Source organism: Thiohalocapsa sp. (genome assembly GCF_022340605.1).
Taxonomy (GTDB): domain Bacteria; phylum Pseudomonadota; class Gammaproteobacteria; order Chromatiales; family Chromatiaceae; genus Thiohalocapsa.
The window spans coordinates 1-24,315 of record NZ_JAJDNQ010000059.1 but is presented as its reverse complement, the minus strand read 5'-3'; the positions used below and the strand labels follow the sequence as shown (position 1 = coordinate 24,315).

Sequence of the window (24,315 nt, the reverse complement as noted above, 5' to 3'; positions counted from 1 at the left end):
CGGGCTTCGCGCTCGCCCCTGAGACTGTTTTCCATGGCCACGCCCCGCACTCTCTACGACAAAATCTGGGACGCGCATGTCGTCCGCACCGACGAGCATGGCACGTCGCTGATGTACATCGACCGGCAATTGGTTCACGAGGTGACCTCGCCGCAGGCATTCGAGGGGCTCAGGCTGGCCGGGCGTGAGCCGCGGTGGCCGGAGGCGAACCTTGCCGTGCCGGATCACAACGTGCCCACCACGGATCGCCACCTCGGAATTGCGGACCCGATCTCGCGGCTGCAGGTGGAGACGCTTGAGGCCAACTGCCGCGAGTTCGGCATCCAGCTCTTCGACATGGGCGACAAGCGCCAGGGCATCGTGCACGTGGTGGGGCCGGAGGAAGGCTTCACGCAGCCGGGCATGACCATCGTCTGCGGCGACAGCCATACGTCCACGCACGGCGCCTTCGGCGCGCTCGCCTTCGGCGTCGGCACGTCCGAGGTGGAGCACGTGCTGGCGACCCAGTGCCTGTTGCAGAAAAAGTCCAAGTCCATGCTGGTGAGCGTGGATGGCGAGCTGGGCCGCGGCGTGACGGCCAAGGACATCGTGCTCGCCATCATCGGCGAGATCGGCACCGCCGGCGGCACCGGGCACGTGATCGAGTACGCGGGCGACGCCATCCGCGCGCTCAGCATGGAAGGCCGCATGACGGTCTGCAACATGTCCATCGAGGCCGGCGCCCGCGCCGGCATCATCGGCATCGACGAGAAGACCGTCGAGTACGTCCGCGGCCGGCCCATGGCGCCGCAGGGGGAACTGTTCGAGCAGGCGGCTGAGTACTGGCTCGGCCTCAACTCCGACCCCGGTGCCGAGTACGACCGCGTCGTGCACATCGACGCCGCGAGCATCCGCCCGCAGGTCACCTGGGGCACCTCGCCGGAGATGGTGCTACCGGTGGACGGCGCGGTGCCGGACCCGGCGGAGATTGCCGACCCGGTCAAGGCCGGCAGTTACCGCCACGCGCTGGCGTACATGGGCCTGGAGCCTGGCACGCCGCTGGCGCAGATCGCGCTGGATAAGGTCTTCATCGGCTCCTGCACCAACGGCCGCATCGAGGACCTGCGTGCCGCTGCCGAGGTGGCCCGCGGCCGCAAGGTGGCGAGCTCCATCAAGCTCGCGATGGTGGTGCCCGGCTCCGGGCTGGTGAAGGAGCAGGCGGAGGCAGAAGGCTTGGACAAGGTCTTTCTCGAAGCCGGCTTCGAGTGGCGCGAGCCCGGCTGCTCCATGTGTCTGGCCATGAACGCGGACCGCCTAGAGCCCGGCGAGCGCTGCGCGTCCACCAGCAACCGCAACTTCGAGGGCCGCCAGGGGCAGGGCGGCCGCACCCATCTGGTGAGCCCGGCCATGGCCGCGGCCGCCGCCATCCATGGCCGCTTCGTCGACGTGCGGGAGGTCTGACATGAAGCCCTTCGAGAACTTCCGCGGCATCGTGCTGCCGCTCGACCGCGCCAACGTGGACACGGACGCGATCATCCCGAAGCAGTTCCTGAAGTCCATCGCGCGCACCGGCTTCGGCCCGAACTTGTTCGACGAGTGGCGCTACCTGGACCAAGGCGAGCCCGGGCAGGACTGCTCCGGCCGGCCGCTGAACCCGGACTTCGTGCTGAACGACCCGAAGTACGCCGGTGCGAACATCCTGCTGACGCGGCGCAATTTCGGCTGCGGCTCGTCCCGCGAGCACGCCCCCTGGGCGCTGGCGGACCACGGCTTCCGCGTGCTCATTGCGCCGAGCTTCGCCGACATCTTTCACCAGAATGCCATCAAGAACGGGCTCCTGCCCATCGTGCTGGACGAGGAGATCGTCGACGAGCTGTTCGAGCTGGCCACGGGCGACGAGCCGCTCACCATCGACGTGGACCTGCACAACCTGAAGCTGGACGCGGAAGGCCGTGGCACCATCGAGATCGACATCGACCCGTTCCACCACCACTGCCTGATTCATGGCCTCGACGACATCGGGCTCACGTTGACCCACGCCGACGACATCGCTGCCTACGAGCAGCGCCGCGCCGCCGAGGCGCCCTGGCTGTTCGGTTGACGTGTGGCGGCTGAAGGGGGCACGCGAGGCCGGGGAAGATGGGGCACGCGAAGCCGCGGAAGACGGGGCACGCGAAGCCGCGAAGACGCGAAGGAAAGCCGCGAGATCTTAGCCGTGGCGAGCTGTGTCGAGCGGATGCGCGTGAACGACGTAGGTCGGGCTGAGCGCTAGCGAAGCCCGACGGGCGACGACCGCGTCGGGCCTCCTGGCGTCGGCCCGACCTACGTGTCGGCGACGCCGGGCTAGGTACGGCCGCGTTGCTGGGGGCGCGAAGCCGGGGAAGATGGGGCGGGCGTATCGCATGCAAGAGCACTTGTAGCGGCGTTGCAACCTTCGCGTCTTCGCGGCTTCGCGTGATCTCTTCTTCGAGCTTCGCGTGACCTCTTCTTCGAGCTTCGGGTGGGCTTTCTCACGGCTTCGCGTGCCATCTTTCCCGGGCTTGGCGCGAGATCTTCCGAGCCCCGTGGCGAATTGGCCTCGTGTGAGCCAGACAACTGAAACGAACCAACCGAGGGGATCGGTTTGAGCAAGAAGATTTTGATTTTGCCCGGTGACGGCATCGGCCCCGAGATCGTCGCCGAGGCGGTCAAGGTACTGACCTGTCTAAGGGACGAGTTCGGCCTCGACGTCGACATGAACGAGGCCCTGGTGGGCGGCTCGGCCTACGACGAGCACGGTCACCCGTTGCCCGAGGAGACGCTGCGATTGGCGCACGACTGCGACGCGGTCCTGCTCGGCGCCGTCGGCGGCCCCAAGTGGGAGCCGCTGGACATCTCGGTGCGCCCGGAAAAGGGCCTGCTGGGGCTGCGCTCGGAACTGGGGCTATTCGCCAACCTGCGCCCGGCCATTCTCTATCCGCAGCTCGCCGATGCCTCGACGCTGAAGCCGGAGGTGGTCTCGGGTCTGGACATCCTGATCGTCCGCGAGCTCACCGGCGGCATCTATTTCGGCCGTCCGCGCGGGGTCGAGACGCTGGCGTCCGGCGAGCGCCGCGGCATCAATACCCTGGTCTACACCGAGTCCGAGATCGAGCGCATCTGCCGGGTTGCGTTCGACCTGGCCATGAAGCGCGGCAAGCGCGTGTGCTCCGTGGACAAGGCCAACGTACTGGAATGCACCGAGCTGTGGCGTGAGGTCGCCATCCGCGTCGGCGCGGATTACCCCGAGGTGGAGCTGTCCCACATGTACGTGGACAATGCCGCCATGCAACTGGTGCGCGCGCCGAAGCAGTTCGACGTCATGGTCACCACCAACATGTTTGGTGATGTTCTGTCGGACTGCGCGGCCATGCTGACGGGCTCCATTGGCATGCTGCCGTCGGCGTCGCTCGATGCGGACGGCAAGGGCATGTACGAGCCCATCCATGGCTCGGCGCCGGACATCGCGGGCAAAGGCGTCGCGAACCCGCTCGCCACCATCCTTTCGGTGGCCATGATGCTGCGCTACTCGCTGAATGCACCGGCGCATGCCGAGCGCATCGAGCGGGCCGTGTCGAGTGTGCTCGATCAGGGCTTGCGCACGGCGGACATCGCATCAGAGGGGACGGAAACCATCGGTACAACGCGGATGGGGGATGCTGTCGTCGCGGCAATGCGCGACTAGGAAGGGCCAAGCACCAAGCGCCGAGGGCCAAAGTGCCGAGGGCCAGGTGCCCAGCGCGGCTGGGCAGGCACTCAGCGTGGCGGGCCAGGCACCCGGCGCCACGGGCCAGGCACCCTATGGGATGCTCGGTCCGCGGCCCTGAAACTTGCGCTCGCTCATCCCGTTGCCGCAGCATTTCGATAAGCTGTGTGATTTGAATTGGGCTTAAGCCTGCCTTTATGACTGGAATGATGAATCGAATCGGTTTCGTCGGTTGGCGGGGCATGGTCGGCTCCGTGCTCATGGAGCGCATGCGCGAAGAGAGCGACTTCGCGCAAATCGCCGAGCCCGTGTTCTTCAGCACCTCGCAGCAGGGCGAGCCGGGGCCGGACGTGGGCCAGGGCGCGCAGCCGTTGCGCGATGCCATGGACCTCGACGCGTTGGCGGCCATGGATGCCATCGTCACCTGCCAGGGCGGCGATTACACGTCCGCGGTCTTCCCGCCACTGCGCGCCCGCGGCTGGCGCGGCTACTGGATCGATGCCGCTTCTACGTTGCGCATGCAGCCGGACAGTACCATCGTGCTGGACCCGGTGAACCTGGATGTCATCGAGCAGGCCCTGGTGGCTGGCAAGCGCGACTTCATCGGCGGCAACTGCACCGTGAGCCTGATGCTGATGGCCGTGGGCGAGCTGCTGCGCCGGGACTTGGTGGACTGGGTCAGCGCGATGACTTACCAGGCCGCCTCGGGCGCCGGTGCCCGCAACATGCGCGAGCTGTTGCTGCAGATGGGCGCACTGCGGGACGCCGTCGCCGACGCGCTGGCGGACCCGCACAGCGCCATCCTCGACATCGACCGCAAGGTCATCGCCACCATGCGTGCCGACGCCTTTCCCGCTGAGCTGTTCTCCGTGCCGCTGGCCGGCAGCCTGATCCCCTGGATCGACAAGCAGCTCGACAACGGTCAGAGCCGCGAGGAATGGAAGGGCGGCGTCGAGAGCAACAAGATCCTCGGCCGGACGGCGAACCCCATCCCCATCGACGGCACCTGCGTGCGTGTCGGCGCCATGCGCTGCCACAGCCAGGGGCTCACCATCAAGCTCAAGCAGGATCTCCCCCTCGACGAGATCACCGACATGCTCGCCGGCGCCAACGACTGGGTGCGCGTGGTGCCCAACGAGCGCGAGCGCACCATCGCCGAGCTGTCACCGACCGCGGTCACCGGCAGGCTGGACGTACCGGTGGGGCGTTTGCGCAAGATGAGCCTCGGTCCGGGGTACCTGTCCGCGTTCACGGTGGGCGACCAGCTCCTGTGGGGCGCCGCGGAGCCGTTGCGGCGCATGCTGCGCCTGCTGTTGGCGCGGTGAAAACCCCGACTGGTTCTTGGTCGTTTCCCTTCCTTTCCGTTATAGTCCAGGCGAGTTTCGCATTCGCCCCGCGCCGTCCGGGCGCCGCACCGGCGCTGCCGCGGACGGTGCGGCCGGGGGTCCCCACGCCCGGCCCGGTCGTCGTTCCCTAGAGGACGGAGGATGTTGCCAAAACCGCCCCTGCTCATCGCCGTGGCGCTGCTGCTCGCGCTCATTTCCGAGGTCGCGGCGGCGCTCGGGCTCGGCGGGATGCGGACCCAGTCTGCGCTCAATCAGCCCTTCTACGCCGAGATCGAGCTGACGGGCGTCCGCACGGACGAGATCGACGCCGTCAAGGCGCGGCTCGCGAGTCGGGAAGAATTCGCCAAGGCCGGCGCCGAGCGGCCGCATTTCCTGACCCGGCTCCAGTTCACCCCCGCCATCGGCACCGACGGTCGGCCTTACATCCAGGTCTCCAGCCGCGAGCCCATTCGCGAGCCCTACATCGATTTCCTGGTGGAGGTCCTCTGGCCCCAGGGGCGCTTGGTGAAGGAGTACACGGTGCTCCTGGACCCGCCCGCGCGCGGTCGCGCGGCACCGCCGCGGGTGGTCGCGCCGCGCACCTCCCTGGCGCGCCGGCGCGCCCCACCGGAACCTGAGCCGGCACCGCCGCTGCGCCACAGCGCGCCGGCGCCCACCCAGCAGCAGGCCCAGCAGCAGGCCCGGGCGCAAGCACGGGCCGCCTCAATGCCGCGCCCGGCGCCCGCCCCGGTGCCGCCGCAGGCACGCTCCACGCGCTTCCCGCTCTATTACGGACCGGTCCGGCGCGGCGCCACGCTGACCGGGATCGCCCGCGAGCTGACGCCGCCGGGCGCGACCGTCGAGCAGACCGCGATGGCGCTGTTCCGCAACAACCAGGACGCCTTCCTGCGCGGCAACATCAACCTCTTGCAGGTGGGTGCCAATCTGGTGGTGCCGACGGCCGAGGAACTGTTCGCCTTGGACCCGGCCGCAGCGCAGCGGCAGTTTCAGGACGCTCTCGCCGGTCGCAGCGTCAACACCAGCCCGATTACGGACGTACCCAGCGATGTGCGGCTGCGCATCGCGGGCGGTGGCCAGGCGCCGGCCGGCGATGCCGCGCCGACGGCGGGCCCGTTTCCGAGCCTGGCCACGAGTCCGCCAGGCGCCGCGCCCGCGAGCTTGGACCCGGCGCTGCGCAACGATCTGCTCATGGTGCAGGAGACTACCGAGAGCAATCGTCAGGAGACCACGGAGCTGCGCAATCGCATCGGCGAGCTGGAGCAGCAACTCGCCGATATCCAGCGCCTGCTGCAGTTGCGCAACGAGCAGTTGGACCAGCTGCGGCTGGCCGAACGTGCGGCGCGCGCCGAGCCCGGGATTCAGCCACTGCCCGTGCCGGCCGCACCATACCTGCCGGCGTCCGACGCCGGTGCGCCGGACCGGAGTGCGGCGGATCAGGCCGCGGCGGTGCAGCAACCGGTGCCGCCGGCGGTCACGGCCATGGCGGGTGTGGAGCTACTGCCGAGAGCGGGTGATCGCTCGCCGGTGGCGCGTGACGGGGAGCCTGGCGCGGTCGCCGCGGCCGGCGCCGCCGAGGCGCCATCGCCGGCGCCGTCCGCCGCCAGCGCCGCGACGACCACTCCGGCGCCGACGGCCCTCGACATGGCAACAGGCACGGCAACAGGCACCGCGACCGCATCCGTGCCGGCCACAGGTGAAAGCGACGCCACGAAGGTCGGGAAACAGCCCTTCTGGGCGGGCATCCTGAGTACCGCCGGCGGCGTTGCCCGCGCCGTGCCGCCTTGGGCGCTCGTCGCCGCGCTCGCCGCGGTGCTGCTTGGCGCCCTGGGGCTCTTGGCATATCGGCGCCGCCGCCAACTGATCGCGGAGGAAGCGGAAGCCGAGACGGCGGCCGACCTGGTCGCCGCGCGGTCGGAGCCGCTGCCGGATGCGGGGCCCGAGTACGGCTTCGAGGTGGCATCTACCACGGGAGAGATCGACCTCGATACCCTGCCGGATCTCGACTCCGACGCGCCCCTGCACGGATCGACCACCTCCGCCGACGCCGGCCCGGCCATCGATGTCCAAACCGGTCTGCCCATCAGCGTTGTCTCCAATATCCCGCCGAGCCAGCAGGAGACCCAGGAGGCCGACGTCATCGCCGAGGCCGACATTTACATCCTCTACGGGCGCTATCGGGAGGCCGAGGCGCTGCTGCGCGAGGAGTTGGAGCACGCGCCCGAGCGGCCTGACCTCAAGTACAAGCTCGGCGAGGCGCTGCTGGGCAGCGGCAACAGGGCGGCGCTGGCCGAGCTGCTGGAGTCGATGCGGGGGGCCGGTGATGACAAACGGGAGCCGGCCAAGTGGACCAGCCTCGAGGCCGGTCTTGCGGGGCTCGGTCCGGGCGAGGAAGGTGCGCCCGCGGCGGCGGCGCCGCGCATCAAGCCGCTGGCCGCCGCACCGATCCCGATGGGCTCTGGCGAGGCCTTGAGCGGCGAAATGGTGCAGAGCAGCGACATGCTCGGTGACAGCGATGACACCGGACTTGGCTTCTCGGTGCGCGAGGTGAACCCGTCCAGTGCCGAGCGGCTCCGCGAGCAGATGGCCGACCTGGAGCTCGACTTGCAGGAGATGGACGACTTCGGTACCAATCTGGAGTCCACCCAGTCCGCTGGCGATGCACCAGCGCCACCCGTTTACACCGAGGATCTCTCTGGCTACGAGCCGACCGAGGGACCGGCGTTCCCCGCCGCACCGGTGCCGGCCGCTCCGTCGCCAGCGGCGGAGCAGCCCGGGGGCGAGGGGCTGGATCTGGATCTCGATGAGCTGGAGCGGCTCACCGCGACGCCGGCGGACTCGGCGCCGGACGACCTGACGCTGCCGGTGCCGGACGCGCTGCCCGACCTCAGTGCGGTCCCCGGCGCGGGCGACGACGACGAGTTGGAGGATTCCCGCTCCCCGCTGCCCGATCCGCTCTCCACGGCCGTCTCGCAGGGATCGCCGACGGAGCTTTACCAAGAAACGGTTGACGGCGGCCCGGCGGGGGACAGCATCTCCAGCGATGTGCTCTCATCGCAGTGGCGCATGGATTCGGGCCTCTGGGACGAGGCGGGAACCAAACTGGACCTGGCCCGTGCCTACATCGAAATGGAAGACGCCGACGCCGCCCGCGCCATCCTCGAGGAGGTCGTGCAGGAGGGCAGCGAGGAACAGCGCGAGGATGCGTCGGCCCTGCTGGCGAAGATCGGTTGACCGACCCTGACGCCCCTTCCGCTGCCGCTGCCGCTGCCGTGCTGCCGGAGCACGGCGCGACCCGCATCGCCATGGGGGTGGAATACGACGGTAGTGCCTACAGTGGCTGGCAGCTCCAGCATCACGCGGACACCGTGCAGGCGCGCCTGGAGGCGGCCATCGCCCGGGTCGCGGCCGAGCCGGTGCGCGTGCACTGTGCCGGGCGCACCGATGCCGGCGTGCACGCCGAAGGGCAGGTGATCCACTTCGATACCCGCGCCGAGCGCAGCCCGCGCGGCTGGGTCCTCGGCACCAATAGCAACCTGCCGGACGACGTCGCCGTGCGCTGGGCGCGGCCGGTGGCGGCGGATTTCCACGCGCGCTTCAACGCCACCGGGCGTCACTACCGCTACCTGATCCTGTGCCGGCCGACGCGCTCGGCGCTCTGGCGCGGGCGCGCCGTGTGGACGCACAAGCACCTTGACCTGGCGCGCATGCGCGCGGCAGGCGCGCTGCTGGTGGGGCGGCACGACTTCACGAGCTTCCGCGCGCTCGCCTGCCAGGCCAAGAGCCCGGTGCGTACGCTGCGCTACCTGCGCATCGGCCGCCGCGGCGAGCTGCTGAGCCTGCACCTGGGCGCCGACGGCTTCCTGCATCACATGGTGCGCAACATCGCGGGCGTGCTGATGGCCATCGGCAGCGGCGAGGCCGATGTCGCCTGGACCGCCGAGCTGCTGGCCCTGCGCGATCGCGCCCTCGGCGGCGTCACGGCGCCGCCGCACGGCCTCTATCTCACGGCGGTGGACTATCCCGAGCCGTTCGGCTTGCCAAACCCGGGCGACGGCGGGCCGCCGCCTGTGCTGTAATTGCCGGTTTCGGTAGCAGCCCACGCCATGCGAACACGCGTCAAGATCTGTGGCCTGACCCGCGAGCAGGATGTTGCCGCCGCCGTCGCCGCGGGTGCCGACGCCATGGGCTTCGTGTTCCACCCGTCGAGCCCGCGCGCGGTAAGCATCGAGACCGCCGCCGCGCTCGCGGCGCGGGTGCCGGCCTTCGTCACCGTCGTCGGGTTGTTCGTGGACGCCGACCCGGACTTCATCGGCGAGGCCATCCGCCGCGTGCCGCTCGGACTCCTGCAATTCCACGGCCACGAGCAGCCCGAAGACTGCACGGGATTCGGCCGGCCCTGGATCAAGGCCATCGCCATGCGCGACGGCATCGACGTGCAGGCCGTGGCCGGGGGTTATCATGGCGCCGCGGCGCTGCTGCTGGACACTTACGACCCGGCGCTCGCCGGCGGCACGGGGCGGCGCTTCGATTGGGAGCAGGTGCCCGCGGCGCTGGCCCCGCGCATCATCCTGGCGGGCGGCCTGAGTGCCGAGAACGTGGCCGACGCCATCGTTCGGGTCAGACCGTACGCGGTGGACGTGAGCGGCGGTGTCGAGTCCGCCAAGGGCCTTAAGGATCACCGCAAGATCAACGACTTCATGCAGGGGGTACGCGATGGCGACCATCGCCGATGACATCCAGCAAAGCTCCGCGGCCCCGCCGCAGCCCGGCTACGCCTATCCGGACGCCGCCGGGCACTTCGGCCGCTATGGCGGGCGCTTCGTGCCCGAGACGCTGATGCATCCGCTCGCGGAGCTCACCGCCGCCTACGAGCGCTACCTCAAGGACCCGGCCTTCGTCGCCGAGCTGGACAACGACCTGCGCGACTACGTCGGGCGCCCGTCGCCGCTGTATCACGCCGAGCGCTGGAGCCGCGAGCTGGGCGGTGCGCAGATCTTCCTGAAGCGCGAAGACCTGAACCACACCGGCGCCCACAAGGTGAACAACACCGTGGGGCAGGCGCTGCTCGCCAAGCGCATGGGCAAGACCCGCATCATCGCCGAGACCGGCGCGGGCCAGCATGGCGTGGCCTCCGCCACGGTCGCCGCGCGCATGGGGCTCGAATGCGTGGTGTACATGGGCGAGGTGGACGTCGCCCGCCAGCAGGCCAACGTCTACCGCATGCGCCTGCTGGGCGCCACGGTGGTATCGGTGACGTCCGGATCGCGCACCCTGAAGGACGCGCTGAACGAGGCCATGCGCGACTGGGTCACGAACGTCGACAACACCTTCTATATCATCGGCACCGTCGCCGGGCCGCACCCGTACCCGGCCATGGTGCGCGACTTCCAGGCGGTCATCGGTCGCGAGACCCGCGCCCAGATGCTCGAGCGCAGCGGCCGGCTGCCGGACGTGGTGATGGCCTGTGTCGGCGGCGGCTCCAACGCCATGGGCCTGTTCTACCCTTTCATCGACGACGCCGACGTGCGCATGATCGGCGTCGAGGCCGGCGGCGACGGGCTTGCCACGGGCCGCCACGCCGCACCGCTGTGCGCTGGCAAGCCCGGTGTGCTGCACGGCAACCGGACCTATCTCATGGAAGATGACAACGGCCAGATCCAGGACACCCATTCCATCTCGGCCGGTCTCGACTATCCCGGCGTCGGCCCCGAGCACGCCTGGCTCAAGGACTCGGGCCGCGCCGAGTACGTCTCCGTCACCGACGACGAGGCGCTCGCCGCCTTCCATGCCCTGACCCGCATCGAGGGCATCATCCCGGCGCTGGAGACCAGCCACGCGCTGGCCTACGCCGCCAAGCTCGCGCCGACCATGCGCCGTGACCAGACCCTCGTCGTGAACCTCTCGGGGCGCGGCGACAAGGACATGGATACCGTCGCTCGACTGGATGGGATCAAGCTGTGAGCCGCATTACGACACGCTTCGAGCGGCTGCGCGCCGAGGGCCGCACCGCGCTCATTCCCTTCGTCACCGCCGGCGACCCGAGTCCGGACGTGACCGTGCCGCTGATGCACCGGATGGTGGCCGCCGGCGCCGACCTCATCGAGCTGGGCGTCCCGTTCTCGGACCCCATGGCCGACGGCCCGGTGATCCAGCGCGCCACCGAGCGCGCCCTGGCGGCCGGCGTCAGCCTGCGCGACGTGCTCGCCATGGTGCGCGCCTTCCGCGCCGAGGACGCCGAGACGCCCGTGGTGCTGATGGGCTATCTCAACCCCGTCGAGGTCATGGGCGCCGAGACCTTCGCTGTCGAGGCCGCCGCCGCGGGCGTGGACGGCGCCCTGGTGGTGGACGTGCCGCCGGAGGAGGCCGACGCCCTGGCCGGCGCGCTGCGCCCGCAGGGGCTCGACCTGGTCTACCTGCTCGCACCCACGTCGGACGACGAGCGCATCGGCCGCATCGGTGCCGTCGCCTCCGGCTTCGTCTACTACGTCGCGGTCAAGGGCGTCACCGGCGCCGGCAACCTGGACATCGACGCCGTCGCCGCCAAGCTCACCGAGATCCGCCGGCAGATCACGCTGCCGGTGGGCGTCGGCTTCGGCATCAAGGACGGCCCCAGTGCGGCGCGCGTGGCGGCGGTGGCGGATGCCGTTATCGTCGGCAGCGCCATCGTCGGGCGCATCGAGCACCTGGCCGAGACGCCGGCGCTGATCCCGGATGCCATCGGCGGCTTCCTCGCCGAGCTGCGTCAAGCCATCGACGCGGCGGACAAGTCATGAGCTCGCCGGGGGGCAATGCCGTGAGCTGGTTCGAAAAGCTGATTCCGAGCCGCATCCGCACCGAGGCCAACAACAAGCGGGCCGTGCCGGAGGGGCTCTGGGACAAGTGTCCGGGCTGCAACGCCGTGCTCTACCGCGCGGAGCTGGAGCGCAACCTGGACGTCTGCCCCAAGTGCAACCACCATAACCGCATCGGCGCCCGCCGGCGGCTCAAGCTGTTCCTGGACGACGACCAGGTGGAAGAGATCGGGGCGGAGCTGGAGTCCGACGACCCGCTCAAGTTCAAGGACCTCAAGAAGTATCGCGAGCGCCTGGCTCAGGCGCAGAAGCAGACCAACGAGCGCGAGGCGCTCGTGGTGCAGCGCGGCCAGCTCAAGGGCATGGGCGTCGTCGCCGGCGCCTTCGAGTTCACGTTCATGGGCGGCTCCATGGGCTCCGTCGTCGGCGAGCGCTTCGTGCGCGGCGTCGAGGTGGCGCTGCGGGACAACCTGCCGCTGGTCTGCTTCTCGGCGAGCGGTGGTGCGCGCATGCAGGAGTCTTTGTTCTCGCTCTTGCAGATGGCCAAGACCAGCGCCGCGCTCGGTTTGCTGCGGGAGAAGGGCCTGCCGTTCATCTCCGTCATGACCGACCCCACCATGGGCGGCGTCTCCGCGAGCCTGGCGATGTTGGGCGACGTCAACATCGCCGAGCCCGGCGCGCTCATCGGCTTCGCCGGCCCCCGCGTCATCGAGCAGACTGTCCGCGAGACCCTGCCGGACGGCTTCCAGCGCAGCGAGTTCCTGCTGGAGCACGGCGCCCTGGACCAGATCTGCGACCGGCGCGACCTGCGCGATCGCATCTCGGAGCTGGTGTCAATGCTGACGCGACGCCCGAAAAATGAGGGCCTAGGGCCTAGGGCCTAGGGCGGCATTTCACCTAACTTTGCTGTCGTTGTCGTTGTCGTTGTCGTTGTCGCGGTCGTGATCGGATACTCGACCACGACCACGACCACGAGCGGGGATTTCGACCTGGTTTCTCGGCTCCGGCCTCACCTGGGTTGGCGCACTGCAAAATTGCTTGAAACGGGCTACCAGGGTCTTCCCGACTGATGGTCGCGGCGCTCCTGCGCCGCGTACGGCGGCAGCGGCCGGGGCAGGGCGGCCAACCCCCGGCACGGCGGCCGCAAGCCTGGATTGGCACCCGCCGCCACCGGCGCTACCTTGCGCACCCGGGCCACGGACCGCGCTCTGCCGCGACGACCGAACCGCCCCCGACCCCTTCCCGAGCGCCTCGCAGCTGCGGCTATCGGCGAGCTGCTGCCGCCGACCCTGACGCTGCTCTCGTTCGCGCGCGGCGGAGGTGCTGGGCCGGAGTGTCGCCCTCCAGGGCGACACGGTCCATCCGTTCTTCGCGTGATTGTCGGGTTACGCTATCGCTAACCCGACGTACGATCTGCTCGTTTTCGGAGTTGCGAGCAATACTTTCACAGTCTCTACGCTCATCCGCCCCACAAGCGTCGCCCCGCACTTCGCACTTCGCACTTCGCACTCCGCACTTCTTCGAACCCCATGCGCTTCGACAACCTAACCGACTGGCTCGCCTGGCAGGAGACTCTGCACCCCAGCCGCATCGACCTGCGCCTGGAGCGCGTCGGCGGGGTCTGGGACGCCCTCGGGCTCGGGCCGCTCGGCTGTCCGGTGATCACGGTGGGCGGCACCAACGGCAAGGGCTCGGTGGTGGCGTACCTGGAGGCGATGTATCGGGCGGCCGGCTATCGCGCCGGCGCCTACACCTCGCCGCACCTGCTGCGCTACAACGAGCGTATCCGCATTGACGGTACCGAGGCGGATGACGCCGCCCTCTGCGACGCCTTCGCGCGCATCGATGCCGCCCGCGGTGACGCGATGCTGACCTATTTCGAGTTCGGCACGCTCGCCGCGCTGGCGCTGTTCGCGGACGCGGCACCGGACGTGGTGCTGCTGGAGGTCGGTCTCGGCGGGCGGCTGGACGCGGTGAACATCATCGACGCCGATGTCGCGGTGGTCACCAGCATCGGCAGGGACCACGTCGCCTGGCTCGGCGACACGCCGGCGCAGATCGCGTTCGAGAAGGCCGGCATCTTCCGCCCCGGCAGGCCGGCGGTGATCGGCCAGGCGGATGCGCCGCCGCGGCTGCGCGAGCGCGCACTGGAGATCGGCGCGACGCCGCTGCAACTGGGCCGGGAGTTCCGCTGGCGCGGCGATGTCGGCCAATGGCATTGGCAAGGGGATGATGGCCAGCGCCGCAACGCGCTGCCGCCGCCCGCGCTGCGTGGGCGCTTCCAGTACGACAATGCAGCAGCGGCCATCTGCACCCTGGAGTGCCTGCGCGCGCGCTTGCCGGTGGAGACGGCCGCCCTGCGCCTCGGCCTGCACCGGGTATGGTTGCCGGGCCGGTTTTCGGTGCTGCCCCGGGTCTTGCCTGGTGGGGCCACCTGGGTGTTGGACGTGGCGCACAACCCGGAAGCCGCCCGGGTGCTGGCGCAGAATCTGGCGGCGCTCGGCTGCCGCGGCGTGCATCATGCGATTGTCGGTGTTTCCGCCGATAAGGACGCCGCGGCAGTCGTCGCCGAGCTCTCCGGCTGGGTGGACACCTGGCATGCCGTGCCGGCCCCCGGTCCGCGCGGCATGGCTGCCGGCGCTCTGGTGGCGGCGATCGCCGAGAGTGCCCCGGGTGCGCCTGTTCGGCAATACGACGGGCTGGACGCGGCTGTCGACACGCTGCTCGCGAGCGCCGGCACGGACGCCTGCGTGCTGGTGTTCGGCTCCTTCACCACGGTGGAGGCGGCCCTGCGCAACCCCGCCATCGCTCCTGTATAATCACCGGCCTTCATCCGGGCGAGCGCCCGCGTGCGGGCGACATCTCTCCGGCAAATCTCCGCAGAAACTTTTGCAGAAACTGGGGCAAGCTGAATGGACGAAGGTGCGAAAAGACGCTTGGTGGGTGCCGCGGTCATTGTGGCGCTGATCGTCATCTTCGTGCCCATGATGTTTGACAAGTCGGATCGTGAGAGACCCGGCGAGCCCATCGTAATCCCAGACGAGCCGGCAGCGGAGTCCGCGGCGCCGGGCGCCGCGGGAGACTCCGAGAAGGGCCTTACCGCCGGGGACCTGATCCCGCCCCTGCCGACCCCAGAGCCGCCCCCCGGTGCGGTGGTCGAGCCGCCGCGGACGGCGGCACCGGCATCGCCATCCGCCCGCGCTCAGACCCAATCTGCGGCACCGACCGCGTCCGGATCGCAACCGGACCTCGTGCCGGCAGGACCGAAGCCGGTGCCCGCCGGCACCATGTCCTGGGTGGTGCAGGTGGCGAGCCTGGGCTCGCCCGATGCGGCCAGGAAGCTGCAAAACAGGCTGCGTACCAAGGGCTACACCGCCTTCGTGGAGCAGGCCGTGGTCAATGGCAAGCAATACTACCGGGTGCGCGTGGGGCCGGAGGTTGAGCGGGCGCGCGCCGACAGCCTCGCCGCTCGGTTGCAGAGCGAGGTAAGCAACAAGCCGCTGGTGCAGCGGTATCCGTGATCGCCCAACATCGCCGCGCCGCCTGGGGGGCGGGCATCCCGGCGCCCATGGGCGTGGCCGTGAACTGAGCTGAGGCATTTCGCAAGATCATGATCTGGGTCGACTTCATCATCATCGGCATTATCGTGTTGTCGGCCATTATCGGTCTCGCGCGCGGTCTGGTCCGCGAGGTGCTGGCACTCGGTGTGTGGATCGCGGCATTGCTTGCCGCCTGGTTCTTCTATCGGCCGCTGGCCGATCAACTCACGCCCTGGCTTTCCACGCCATCGCTGCGCATGGGCGCCGCGGTGGTAATGATAGTGGTGGGGGTCTTGATCGTCGGCGCCATCATCGGTTGGGTGCTGTCGGTGCTCGTGGACAAGACCGGCCTCACCGGCACGGACCGCCTGCTCGGCATGGTCTTTGGTGCCGGCCGCGGCGCGGTGGTGGTGGCGCTGCTGGTGTTCCTGGCGTCCCTGACCCCGGTGGTGCAGGATGCGTGGTGGTCGGAGTCGACGCTGCTGCCGAAGTTTCAGCTGCTTGCGGACGCGATGCTCGACCTGATCCCCCCTGAGGTTACGCAGAAGATCAAGTCGATTTAGGGCCGCGCCGGCTGATCGGCGTCCCCGCTGCTCCAGCCGCCGGCGCGTCGCCGGCGCCGTTGGCCCGGTCCGGGCGCTTTTGGGCTAGGCTATGCGTTTTACACCGCGCCGCGCCGCCCTTCGGCCGTGCGTCCGGTCCTGCCCCGACGGCGCCCGCACGGGCAGCGGGCCAGGGGCGTATCTGAGGTGAATCATGTGCGGCATCGTCGGCATCGTCGCCAAGCAGCCGGTCAACCAGCTCCTGTATGACGCCCTGCTGGTGCTTCAGCACCGCGGGCAGGACGCCGCTGGCATCGTCACCAGCGACGGCGACAAGCTGCACATGCGCAAGGACGCGGGCCTGACCCGCGATGTCTTCAGCACCCGCCACATGCTGCAGTTGCACGGCACCATGGGCGTTGGACACGTGCGTTATCCCACCGCGGGCGTGTCCAGCTCCGCCGAGGCGCAGCCGTTCTACGTCAACTCTCCTTACGGCATCGTTCTGGCGCACAACGGTAACCTCACCAACGCCGACGAGCTGAAGCAGGAGGTCTTCGTGCAGGACCTCCGGCACATCAACACCGAGTCCGACTCGGAGATTCTGCTCAACGTCTTCGCCCACGAGCTGCAGGCCCAGGACCGGCTGCGCATCGACGAGGAGGATATCTTCCGCGCCGTCGAGGGCGTGCACCGGCGCTGCAGCGGCGGCTATGCGGCGGTGGCGATGATCCCGGGCTTCGGCCTGTTCGGCTTCCGTGACCCCTATGGCATCCGGCCGGTGGTCTACGGCAAGCGCGAGACGGACCGCGGCACCGAGTACATGATCGCCTCCGAGAGCGTCGCGCTGGACACCAACGGCTTCGATCTGATCTCGGACATCGCCCCCGGGGAATGCGTGCTCATCGACGTGCACGGCAACCTGTACCGGCGCCAGTGCGCGCAGCAGCCGGTGCTGTCGCCGTGTATTTTCGAGTTCGTCTATTTCGCGCGGCCGGATTCGATCATCGACAACATCTCGGTGCACAAGGCGCGCTCGCGTATGGGCAAGAAGCTCGCCGCCAAGATCAAGCGCGTCTGGCCGGACCACGACATCGACGTGGTCATCCCGGTGCCGGACACCAGCCGTACCGCGGCGCTGCAACTAGCCAATCAGCTCGGTATCCCCTACGCCGAGGGCTTCATCAAGAACCGCTACATCGGCCGCACCTTCATCATGCCCGGGCAACAAGTGCGCAAGAAGTCGGTACGCCAGAAGCTGAACGCCATCGACCTCGAGTTCCGCAAGAAGAACGTGCTGCTGGTCGATGACAGCATCGTGCGCGGCACCACGTCGCAGCAGATCATCCAGATGGCCCGGGATGCCGGCGCGAGGCGGGTGTACTTCGCCTCCGCGGCGCCGCCGGTGCGCTATCCGAACGTCTATGGCATCGACATGCCGGTGGCGAGCGAGCTCATCGCGCACGACCGCACCGAGGCGCAGATCGAGGCGGAGCTCGGCTGCGACCGCCTCGTCTTCCAGGACCTCGCGGAGTTGATCGAGGCGGTGCAGAAGAAGGGCAAGAGCCATGTGGACCGCTTCGACACCTCGGTGTTCGACGGCGTCTATGTCACCAACGATGTGACCGGGGACTATCTCGCCACCCTGGAGCGTATGCGCAACGATGGTGCCAAGCAGCAGTCGCGCCGGGACGAGACCGTGCTGGATCTGCACAATTCGGCCTAGTACGCCGGTCACCGGCCGTCCATGGCCGGGCATCGGCACGGAACCGGAGCCATAGCGAACACCGTGCAAGACGACGACGCGCCCGAACTCGGGTGGGGCCTGGCGACCCGCGCGCTGCGCACGGGTCACCGGCGTACCGCCGAGGGTGAGCACTGCGAGCCCATCTTCACCACCTCCAGTTTCGTATTCGCGAGTGCCGCCGAGGCCGCCGCGCGCTTCGCGGGCGAGGCGCCCGGCAACATCTACTCGCGCTTCACCAACCCCACGGTGCGCGCCTTCGAGGAGCGCCTGGCGGCGCTGGAGGGCGGTGCCGCCTGTGTTGCGACGGCGTCGGGCATGGCGGCGATCCTGGCCACCTGCATGGGGTTGCTCCGGGCCGGCGATCACATCGTTTCGTCGCGGAGCCTGTTCGGCAGCACCACCATGCTGTTCGACAAGTATCTGGCGCGGTTCGGCGTCGAGACCAGCTACGTGGACCTCACGGACCTCGACGCCTGGGCCGCGGCCATTCGACCCCAGACGCGGCTCCTGTTCCTGGAGACACCCTCGAACCCGCTGACCGAGATGGCCGCCATCGCGCCGCTCGCCGACCTGGCCCATGCCCGCGGCTGTCTGCTGGCGGTGGACAACTGCTTCTGCACGCCGGTGCTGCAGCGCCCGCTGGACCTCGGCGCGGACCTGGTGATCCATTCCGCAACCAAGTACCTGGACGGGCAGGGACGCTGTGTCGGTGGCGCCGTGGTGGGCGATGCCAAGCGGGTGGGCGAGGATGTCTTTGGCGTCGTGCGCACCGCGGGTCCGTCCATGAGCCCGTTCAACGCCTGGGTGTTCCTGAAGGGGCTGGAGACGCTGGAGCTGCGCATGCTCGCCCACTCGCGGGCAGCGCTGGCGCTGGCCCGCTGGCTGGAAGCCCATCCGGCGGTGGAGCGCGTGCACTATCCCGGGCTGGCCGCGCACCCGCAGCATCACCTGGTGGGCGAGGGCGCCCAGCAGCGCGCCGGTGGCGGTATAGTGGCCTTCGCCGTCGCCGGCGGGCAGGAAGCCGCCTGGCGGGTCATCGATGCGACCCGGCTGTGCTCCATCACCGCGAATCTCGGCGACACCAAGACCACCATCACCCATCCCGCCAGCACCACTCACGGGCGGCTCAGTCCCGACGCGCGGGCGGCCGCCGGTATCGGCGACGGCCTGATCCGCGTCGCGGTCGGCCTGGAGTGTGTCGAGGACATCCAGACGGACCTGGCGCGGGGGCTGGCGCGTTAGCGGCGCCGTGCTTACGGTGCCGCCGTAGGCGCGCCGCCCGTGGGAGCGCCGTCTCCGGCGCGACTGTGGACATGCCGTCGCGGCGAAGACGCTGCTCCCACGGGCGCTCTTGCCTGCGCTCAGTCTGCCCGCGCCCACTCCGGCTCTGGCAGCCCGTCTGCGAGCACGCCTTCCTCGCCTTCCGACCTGGCAATAATCACGGCACCGCAGGAATCGCTGGTGACGTTGACGGCCGTGCGCATCATGTCCAGCAGCCGGTCTACGGCCAGGATCAGCCCGATGCCTTCCAGCGGCAGTCCCACCGCTGTCAGGATGATGGAGATGGCCACGAGGCTCGCCGCCGGGATACCGGCGACGCCAATGGATGTCAGCAACGCCAGCAGCACCACGGTGAACTGGGTGGTGAGCGACATCTCGATGCCGTAGGCCTGGGCGATGAACATGACGGCCACGCACTCGTACAAGGCCGTGCCGTCCATGTTCACGGTGGCGCCCAGGGGCAGCACGAAACTGGTGATCTTGTTGGAGACGCCGGCGTTTTTCTCGACGCAGTCCATGGTCACCGGCAGCGTGGCGGACGACGAGGCGGTGGAGAACGCCGTCAGCAGCGCAGGGCTCACGGCGCGGTAATGGCGGATGGGCTTCACCCGGGCCAGAAACTTCAACAACAGCGGCAGGGTGATGAAGAAGTGGATCGCCAGTGCCGCTACCACGGTGAAGAAGAAGGCCGCCAGCGGCGCAAAGGCCGCGAGCCCGGTCTCGGAGACGGTCTTGGCCACCAGTGCGAAGACGCCGATGGGCGCGAAGCGCATGACGAGGTCGGTAATGCGCATCATGATCTCGAGCATGCCGTTCCAGAAGTTGTACTGGGCCTCGGCGTATTGATTGGGGATACGGGTCAGGAAGAAGCCATAGAGCAGGCTGAAGAAGATGAGACCCAGCATCTGTCCCGAGCTGGCAGCGGCCACGACGTTGGTGGGGATCATGCGCAGAAAGATGGCCACGATGTCGCCGGCACCTTTGCCGGCGATGTCCTGCTCGAAGCTCGCCGCATTGCGGTGCAGCCCGAAGACCTCCTCCGGTGAGCCGTTCACCACCCCCGGCTGGATCACGTTGACCACCAGCAGCCCGACGAGAATCGCGAGCGTGCTGGTCAGGGCGTAGTAGCCGATGGTCTTGGCGCCGAGGCGGCCCAGATTGTCGGACTCACCGACGCCGGCCACGCCAACGATGATGGATGACACGATCAGCGGGACGATCAGCATCTTCAGGGCATTCAGGAAGAGCTGGCCGATGAAGCCGAGCGCGGCGTCGATGTTCAGCCCCAGCACGCTGCCGTCGGCACCCACGATGAGGCCGACGACGACGGCCAGCGCGAGGGCAATCAGGATCTGCCAGTGCAGCTTCAGGTTCAGCAGGCGCATGGAGAGCTCCCGGTCTTTGGCGCGCATTGCGCGCGATGCATTTTGGATCTGGTACGAGCGGGGCAGGTTACCCGAAGGGCCCGGGCGGCGGAATGGCGCCGCGACCTTGGAACGGCGCGGATGATTTGCTCGCGCCGGTCAGGATCGGCGTGCCGGTCGAGCGTCAGGCTTCCGAGCACCTGTGTTTTCAGTCCCTTAGGCCGCAGAGTATGGTGGGGCATCGCGCCGCGGATGGGAACGGCTCATTCGTCGGCGCTTCCAGGGCCTCTCTGCCTCGCCGCGGCGGTCAGCGCCACGCTTTCCCCGGAAAGTCAAATGATGCTAAGCTTCCGAGCTTATCGTCGGACATCGACATCCTCGGTGGCTGCCCCGGCGTCGTCTCCGGTTGCGCGTTGCGGTAGGCAGTCATCGGCGTCGAGTCATTGCCATGCAATTTCGCGTCTTCTACCTGATCAATCGCTCCGGCGAATGCGTGTCGTCCACCAGCGCCGTTGCCATGAGCGCAAAGGCCATTTGCGAGCAGATGCTCGACCGCCTGCAATCAGAGGACGATTATCTCGGCATCCTCGATGCAGAGGACACGACGCTTCAAGTGCTGCCGGAACCCCAGCACAACCGCTATTACGTCGAGGTCCCCATCGACGCTGCCAAGGCCTCCTACGGCCGCTACGTGAGCCGTGCAGAGTTGGAAGCTCTGGTGCGCTCGCTGCCGGCCACGTTCGACGAGCACAGCATCCCGGGCCTCACCTACCGGCCCTGGTGAGTACTGTGTAAGAGCACTGGGTGAGCACTGCCGGCATTCGCTTACCGGCAGGGCACTTCCCGCCGGCCGTTTCCTGTCGGGCGTCGTCCGCGTCCCAGGTCGCCCCGTTTCGCCCCTGTGTCGTCCTGTGTCGTCCCGTGTCGTCCCGTGTCGTCCCGTGTCCCCCTGGGATCTGCTCGTGCCCGGTCTCACCTAACCTACTGCGACTCGGTGTCCCTCGCGGTGCCCGCGGCGTTGCTCGAGCCGTCGGCGCATCCGCTGGCGCTCCCCGGGGCCCACGACGATAAAATGGCGGCGAGCATCACTTCACAAACCTGGAGACGCACCCCGATGACCATGCAGCTCGGCCCCTGGCACGAGAGTTACCACCCGCCCGCCGGCCCTGTTGTACTCGTCATCATGGACGGCATCGGTCTCGCCCCGCCGAACGACGGTAACGCCGTCTCCAGCGCGGACATCCCGACGCTGCGGCGGCTGTGGCGTGAGCACGCGTCGCTGCAGCTCGCCGCGCACGGCACCGCAGTGGGTCTGCCCACCGACAAGGACATGGGCAACTCCGAGGTGGGGCACACCATCATGGGCGCCGGGCGGGTGCTGCCGCAGGGCGCCTCGCTGGTGCAGCGTGCCATCGCGGACGGCTCGCTGTTCACGGGCGAGACCTGGCAACAGCTGGTGGCGCGCTGTACCGGCGCGGATGCCGGCACGCTGCACCTGATCGGGCTCCTGTCGGACGGCAATGTGCACTCGCACATCGACCACCTGTTCGCGCTGCTGCGCGAGGCGGACGCCACCGGCATCGCCCGGGTGCGGGTCCACCCGCTGTTGGACGGCCGTGACGTGGAGCCGCACTCGGCGCTGCGCTACCTGGACAAGCTGAATACCCTGCTGGCGGAGATCTCCACCAAGTCCGACCGGGACTACCGCATCGCCTCCGGCGGGGGGCGCATGCGCACCACCATGGACCGCTACTGGGAGCGTCCGGACGTGGTGCAGGCCGGCTGGAAGGCGCACGTGCTCGGTGAGGCGCGGCACGTCGGCAGCGCGCGCGAGGCGGTGGAGGCGTCCTACGCGGATGGGGTGTCGTCGGATCAAGACATCCCGGCCTTCGTCGTTGTCGATGGCGACGACGAGCCCGTCGGCACCATCGAGGACGGCGATGCCGTCTTGCTGTTCAACTTCCGGGGTGACCGCGCCATTGAGCTGTCGTCGGCGTTCGAGTACGACGACTTCGACTTCTTCGAGCGCGGTCGCCGGCCGGACGTGCTCTTCGTCGGCATGCTCCAGTACGACGGCGACATGAAGCTGCCCAAGCACTGCCTGCTGGTGCCGCCAGCCATCGAGAACACGGTCATCGAGCTGCTGAGCGCCGCCGGCGTGCCGACCTTCCACGTCGCCGAGAGCTCCAAGTTCGGGCACGTCACGTACTATCTATTCGGCATGCGCACCAAGCCCTTCTCGCATGCGACGGTGAAAGAGGTCAGCTCAGGCGGCCTCGATCCCGCCGAGCACCCTGAGATGCAGGCCGCCGCGGTGGCGGACGCGGTTGTCGATGCGATCCGCTCCGGCGACCACCGGTTGATCGTCGTGAACTTTGCCAACGGCGATATGGTGGGGCACACGGGCAACCTGGAGGCCGCCGTGAAGGCCGTCGAGGCCGTCGACGCCGCCGTGACGCGCATCGACCAGGCTGTCGACGCCTGCGACGGCGTGCTCGTAATCACGGCCGACCACGGCAATGCGGAAGAGATGCTGCAATGGAGCTCCAAGACCTCGGCGTTCAAGCGCGACGCCGAGGGCCGGCTCATCGCCAAGACCAGCCACACCCTGAACCTGGTGCCCTTCGTCATCAGCGACGGGCGGCACCCGCGGGGCTACGCGGTGCGGCGGGATCTGGCCCGGCCCGGGCTGGGCAACATCGCCGCCACCGTCCTGAACTTGCTGGGCTATGCGGCGCCGGAAGGCTATGAGCCGTCGTTGATCCGGCCGGGGGCGGAGGCCGACGCCGCGGCTGGTGGCAATTAAACCTGAAAAGAGCAGTCGATCGCTTGCAATCTGCAGGCAAGTATTCGGTGTAGGTCGGGTTAGCGCAGCGTAACCCGACGATGAGCGTCCGTGAGCCGTGGAGTGTTGGGTTACGCTATCGCTAAACCGACTTACGATGCGCTCGATTTCGGCGGCCCGAGCCTCTTTACGCCAGTTTGCGCTAGAACGCCGGAAAACATGGTCCGTCCCGAATGGCGCTAACTTAAACGACTTGCCTTTGTGGATCAGAGGCTTACGACGTCTTCCCCGATATCGAAGCGCCCTTGCGAAGGGCGCTCCGGCTTGATTCCGCGCCCGCCGGGTCCAGGAGTCTTCGGACGCCGTGACGCCGGAGGATGCTAACTCGCCGATTTACCTGAGACCGCCCTTACGTTAGCGCCATGCTGGTCTGTCCCCGTTTCTTCCCGCCGCTTCTTCCCAGCCCAAACGATCTCCTAGCGACGCCGCAGATTGGCCGAGTCGTCTTTGCAACCAGGAGGCATGGAGCAAGCAATGTTATACACAAGAGACTACATATTTATTCACTTCCCTAAGGCCGCAGGCAAGACCTTAACCAGGTATTTTCTAGGTTGCTGGAAAGGCGAGCGCACCAAAGGTTATGTTTCAAAAGGGCAGTTAACAGAAGTGGCGGATCTAATGGACGTGGATGTTGATTTGGAGCTGGGAAATGCACACATGGACTTGCGAGAAAGTCTAGAAACCTTCTCTGCCTCCGAATTCGGAACGGCCGAGCCAAGGGCGATATTCATATGCAGCAGGAACCCCTACGATCTGGCTGTCTCCACGTACTTTTTTCAGAGAGCGACCTATGAGGATAACAAAGGTCGCAAGAATTTCGAATTGGCGAGCAGACTATCGCTGAAAGAATACTGGAGGTCTCTGCCACCGATATCACCTCAGAATTATTTTTCCATTACGGGGTCAACTCCGGATAATCTGGAGGTAATTCGCTTCGAGCGCCTGGAGGACGACTTGCGAAGTGTTTGCCGGCGGTATGGTTTTCAGTGCCCCGAACTGGAGCATCTGAACGCAACTCAACACGATCATTATACGAAGTATTATGACGCAGAACTTGAGAAAATGATCTTCGAACGATATCGATTCTTCTTTGACAATGGGTTCTACGAACGCGAGACATTTGCCAGAGGAGACGACAACTAGCCTGACACAGGGGG

General features: G+C 68.1%; 19 protein-coding genes. 18 read left to right on the top strand and 1 reads right to left on the bottom strand.

The features are described 5' to 3' along the window. The first annotated feature begins 33 nt into the window (after window positions 1-33). The 15 genes from leuC to LJE69_RS07640 all read left to right on the top strand — a co-directional run bounded on the left by leuC (window position 34) and on the right by LJE69_RS07640 (window position 18,910). A complete protein-coding gene (gene leuC, locus LJE69_RS07710) occupies window positions 34-1,440 on the top strand; it encodes a 3-isopropylmalate dehydratase large subunit (protein WP_296923558.1) in 1,407 nt (468 codons plus the stop codon). Between the two features lies 1 nt (window position 1,441). After that, window positions 1,442-2,080, top strand: a complete 639-nt coding sequence (leuD, locus tag LJE69_RS07705) for a 3-isopropylmalate dehydratase small subunit (protein WP_296923555.1) — start codon at window positions 1,442-1,444, stop codon at window positions 2,078-2,080. A gap of 522 nt (window positions 2,081-2,602) precedes the next feature. Further along, window positions 2,603-3,682, top strand: a complete 1,080-nt coding sequence (leuB, locus tag LJE69_RS07700; protein ID WP_296923553.1) for a 3-isopropylmalate dehydrogenase — start codon at window positions 2,603-2,605, stop codon at window positions 3,680-3,682. Window positions 3,683-3,912: 230 nt separating this feature from the next. Beyond that, complete coding sequence (asd, locus tag LJE69_RS07695; protein WP_296923592.1) at window positions 3,913-5,028, top strand: aspartate-semialdehyde dehydrogenase; 1,116 nt, start codon at window positions 3,913-3,915, stop codon at window positions 5,026-5,028. A gap of 162 nt (window positions 5,029-5,190) precedes the next feature. Next, window positions 5,191-8,280, top strand: coding sequence for a FimV/HubP family polar landmark protein (locus tag LJE69_RS07690; RefSeq protein ID WP_296923550.1), 3,090 nt, complete (start codon window positions 5,191-5,193; stop codon window positions 8,278-8,280). Window positions 8,281-8,351: 71 nt separating this feature from the next. Beyond that, window positions 8,352-9,125, top strand: a complete 774-nt coding sequence (gene truA / locus LJE69_RS07685; RefSeq protein WP_296923589.1) for a tRNA pseudouridine(38-40) synthase TruA — start codon at window positions 8,352-8,354, stop codon at window positions 9,123-9,125. A gap of 27 nt (window positions 9,126-9,152) precedes the next feature. After that, window positions 9,153-9,782 carry a phosphoribosylanthranilate isomerase gene (locus LJE69_RS07680; RefSeq protein WP_296923547.1) on the top strand — a complete coding sequence of 210 codons (630 nt, stop codon included), beginning with the start codon at window positions 9,153-9,155 and terminating at the stop codon, window positions 9,780-9,782. Then, window positions 9,763-11,010 (top strand): tryptophan synthase subunit beta, encoded by a 1,248-nt coding sequence (gene trpB / locus LJE69_RS07675; protein WP_296923545.1) that lies wholly within the window; start codon window positions 9,763-9,765, stop codon window positions 11,008-11,010. The genes LJE69_RS07680 and trpB overlap by 20 nt, the downstream gene beginning before the upstream one ends. Further along, window positions 11,007-11,822: a tryptophan synthase subunit alpha gene (trpA, locus tag LJE69_RS07670; protein ID WP_296923542.1), complete on the top strand. Its 816-nt coding sequence runs from the start codon at window positions 11,007-11,009 to the stop codon at window positions 11,820-11,822. Before trpB ends, trpA begins: the two co-directional genes overlap by 4 nt. Then, window positions 11,819-12,724, top strand: a complete 906-nt coding sequence (gene accD, locus LJE69_RS07665) for an acetyl-CoA carboxylase, carboxyltransferase subunit beta (protein WP_296923539.1) — start codon at window positions 11,819-11,821, stop codon at window positions 12,722-12,724. The genes trpA and accD overlap by 4 nt, the downstream gene beginning before the upstream one ends. A gap of 645 nt (window positions 12,725-13,369) precedes the next feature. Continuing rightward, complete coding sequence (folC, locus tag LJE69_RS07660; protein ID WP_296923536.1) at window positions 13,370-14,659, top strand: bifunctional tetrahydrofolate synthase/dihydrofolate synthase; 1,290 nt, start codon at window positions 13,370-13,372, stop codon at window positions 14,657-14,659. Window positions 14,660-14,752: 93 nt separating this feature from the next. Beyond that, window positions 14,753-15,361 carry an SPOR domain-containing protein gene (locus LJE69_RS07655; protein ID WP_296923533.1) on the top strand — a complete coding sequence of 203 codons (609 nt, stop codon included), beginning with the start codon at window positions 14,753-14,755 and terminating at the stop codon, window positions 15,359-15,361. Between the two features lie 89 nt (window positions 15,362-15,450). Next, window positions 15,451-15,942, top strand: coding sequence for a CvpA family protein (locus LJE69_RS07650; RefSeq protein WP_296923530.1), 492 nt, complete (start codon window positions 15,451-15,453; stop codon window positions 15,940-15,942). Between the two features lie 193 nt (window positions 15,943-16,135). Continuing rightward, window positions 16,136-17,647, top strand: a complete 1,512-nt coding sequence (gene purF / locus LJE69_RS07645; RefSeq protein ID WP_296923527.1) for an amidophosphoribosyltransferase — start codon at window positions 16,136-16,138, stop codon at window positions 17,645-17,647. Between the two features lie 63 nt (window positions 17,648-17,710). Beyond that, window positions 17,711-18,910, top strand: coding sequence for an O-succinylhomoserine sulfhydrylase (locus tag LJE69_RS07640; RefSeq protein WP_296923524.1), 1,200 nt, complete (start codon window positions 17,711-17,713; stop codon window positions 18,908-18,910). 119 nt (window positions 18,911-19,029) lie between these two features. Here LJE69_RS07640 and LJE69_RS07635 read toward each other — a convergent pair whose 3' ends face one another. Beyond that, window positions 19,030-20,334 carry a dicarboxylate/amino acid:cation symporter gene (locus LJE69_RS07635; protein ID WP_296923584.1) on the bottom strand — a complete coding sequence of 435 codons (1,305 nt, stop codon included), beginning with the start codon at window positions 20,332-20,334 and terminating at the stop codon, window positions 19,030-19,032. A gap of 427 nt (window positions 20,335-20,761) precedes the next feature. Between LJE69_RS07635 and LJE69_RS07630 the strand changes: the two genes are divergently transcribed. The 3 genes from LJE69_RS07630 to LJE69_RS07620 all read left to right on the top strand — a co-directional run bounded on the left by LJE69_RS07630 (window position 20,762) and on the right by LJE69_RS07620 (window position 24,301). After that, a complete protein-coding gene (locus tag LJE69_RS07630) occupies window positions 20,762-21,097 on the top strand; it encodes a hypothetical protein (protein ID WP_296923521.1) in 336 nt (111 codons plus the stop codon). Window positions 21,098-21,427: 330 nt separating this feature from the next. Continuing rightward, window positions 21,428-23,119 (top strand): 2,3-bisphosphoglycerate-independent phosphoglycerate mutase, encoded by a 1,692-nt coding sequence (gpmI, locus tag LJE69_RS07625; RefSeq protein WP_296923518.1) that lies wholly within the window; start codon window positions 21,428-21,430, stop codon window positions 23,117-23,119. A 501-nt stretch (window positions 23,120-23,620) separates the two neighbouring features. After that, window positions 23,621-24,301, top strand: a complete 681-nt coding sequence (locus tag LJE69_RS07620) for a hypothetical protein (RefSeq protein ID WP_296923515.1) — start codon at window positions 23,621-23,623, stop codon at window positions 24,299-24,301. The last annotated feature ends 14 nt before the right edge of the window (window positions 24,302-24,315 follow it).

Excerpts from the sequence above, each read along its gene's own strand:
- LJE69_RS07690 (WP_296923550.1), top strand. The coding sequence starts at position 5,191 with ATGTTGCCAAAACCGCCCCTGCTCATCGCCGTGGCGCTGCTGCTCGCG.
- LJE69_RS07635 (WP_296923584.1), bottom strand. The coding sequence starts at position 20,334 with ATGCGCCTGCTGAACCTGAAGCTGCACTGGCAGATCCTGATTGCCCTC.
- accD (WP_296923539.1), top strand. The coding sequence starts at position 11,819 with ATGAGCTCGCCGGGGGGCAATGCCGTGAGCTGGTTCGAAAAGCTGATT.
- folC (WP_296923536.1), top strand. The coding sequence starts at position 13,370 with ATGCGCTTCGACAACCTAACCGACTGGCTCGCCTGGCAGGAGACTCTG.
- asd (WP_296923592.1), top strand. The coding sequence starts at position 3,913 with ATGAATCGAATCGGTTTCGTCGGTTGGCGGGGCATGGTCGGCTCCGTG.
- LJE69_RS07620 (WP_296923515.1), top strand. The coding sequence starts at position 23,621 with ATGGAGCAAGCAATGTTATACACAAGAGACTACATATTTATTCACTTC.
- truA (WP_296923589.1), top strand. The coding sequence starts at position 8,352 with ATGGGGGTGGAATACGACGGTAGTGCCTACAGTGGCTGGCAGCTCCAG.
- leuC (WP_296923558.1), top strand. The coding sequence starts at position 34 with ATGGCCACGCCCCGCACTCTCTACGACAAAATCTGGGACGCGCATGTC.
- LJE69_RS07650 (WP_296923530.1), top strand. The coding sequence starts at position 15,451 with ATGATCTGGGTCGACTTCATCATCATCGGCATTATCGTGTTGTCGGCC.
- trpB (WP_296923545.1), top strand. The coding sequence starts at position 9,763 with ATGGCGACCATCGCCGATGACATCCAGCAAAGCTCCGCGGCCCCGCCG.
- LJE69_RS07630 (WP_296923521.1), top strand. The coding sequence starts at position 20,762 with ATGCAATTTCGCGTCTTCTACCTGATCAATCGCTCCGGCGAATGCGTG.
- purF (WP_296923527.1), top strand. The coding sequence starts at position 16,136 with ATGTGCGGCATCGTCGGCATCGTCGCCAAGCAGCCGGTCAACCAGCTC.
- LJE69_RS07680 (WP_296923547.1), top strand. The coding sequence starts at position 9,153 with ATGCGAACACGCGTCAAGATCTGTGGCCTGACCCGCGAGCAGGATGTT.
- leuD (WP_296923555.1), top strand. The coding sequence starts at position 1,442 with ATGAAGCCCTTCGAGAACTTCCGCGGCATCGTGCTGCCGCTCGACCGC.
- LJE69_RS07655 (WP_296923533.1), top strand. The coding sequence starts at position 14,753 with ATGGACGAAGGTGCGAAAAGACGCTTGGTGGGTGCCGCGGTCATTGTG.
- gpmI (WP_296923518.1), top strand. The coding sequence starts at position 21,428 with ATGACCATGCAGCTCGGCCCCTGGCACGAGAGTTACCACCCGCCCGCC.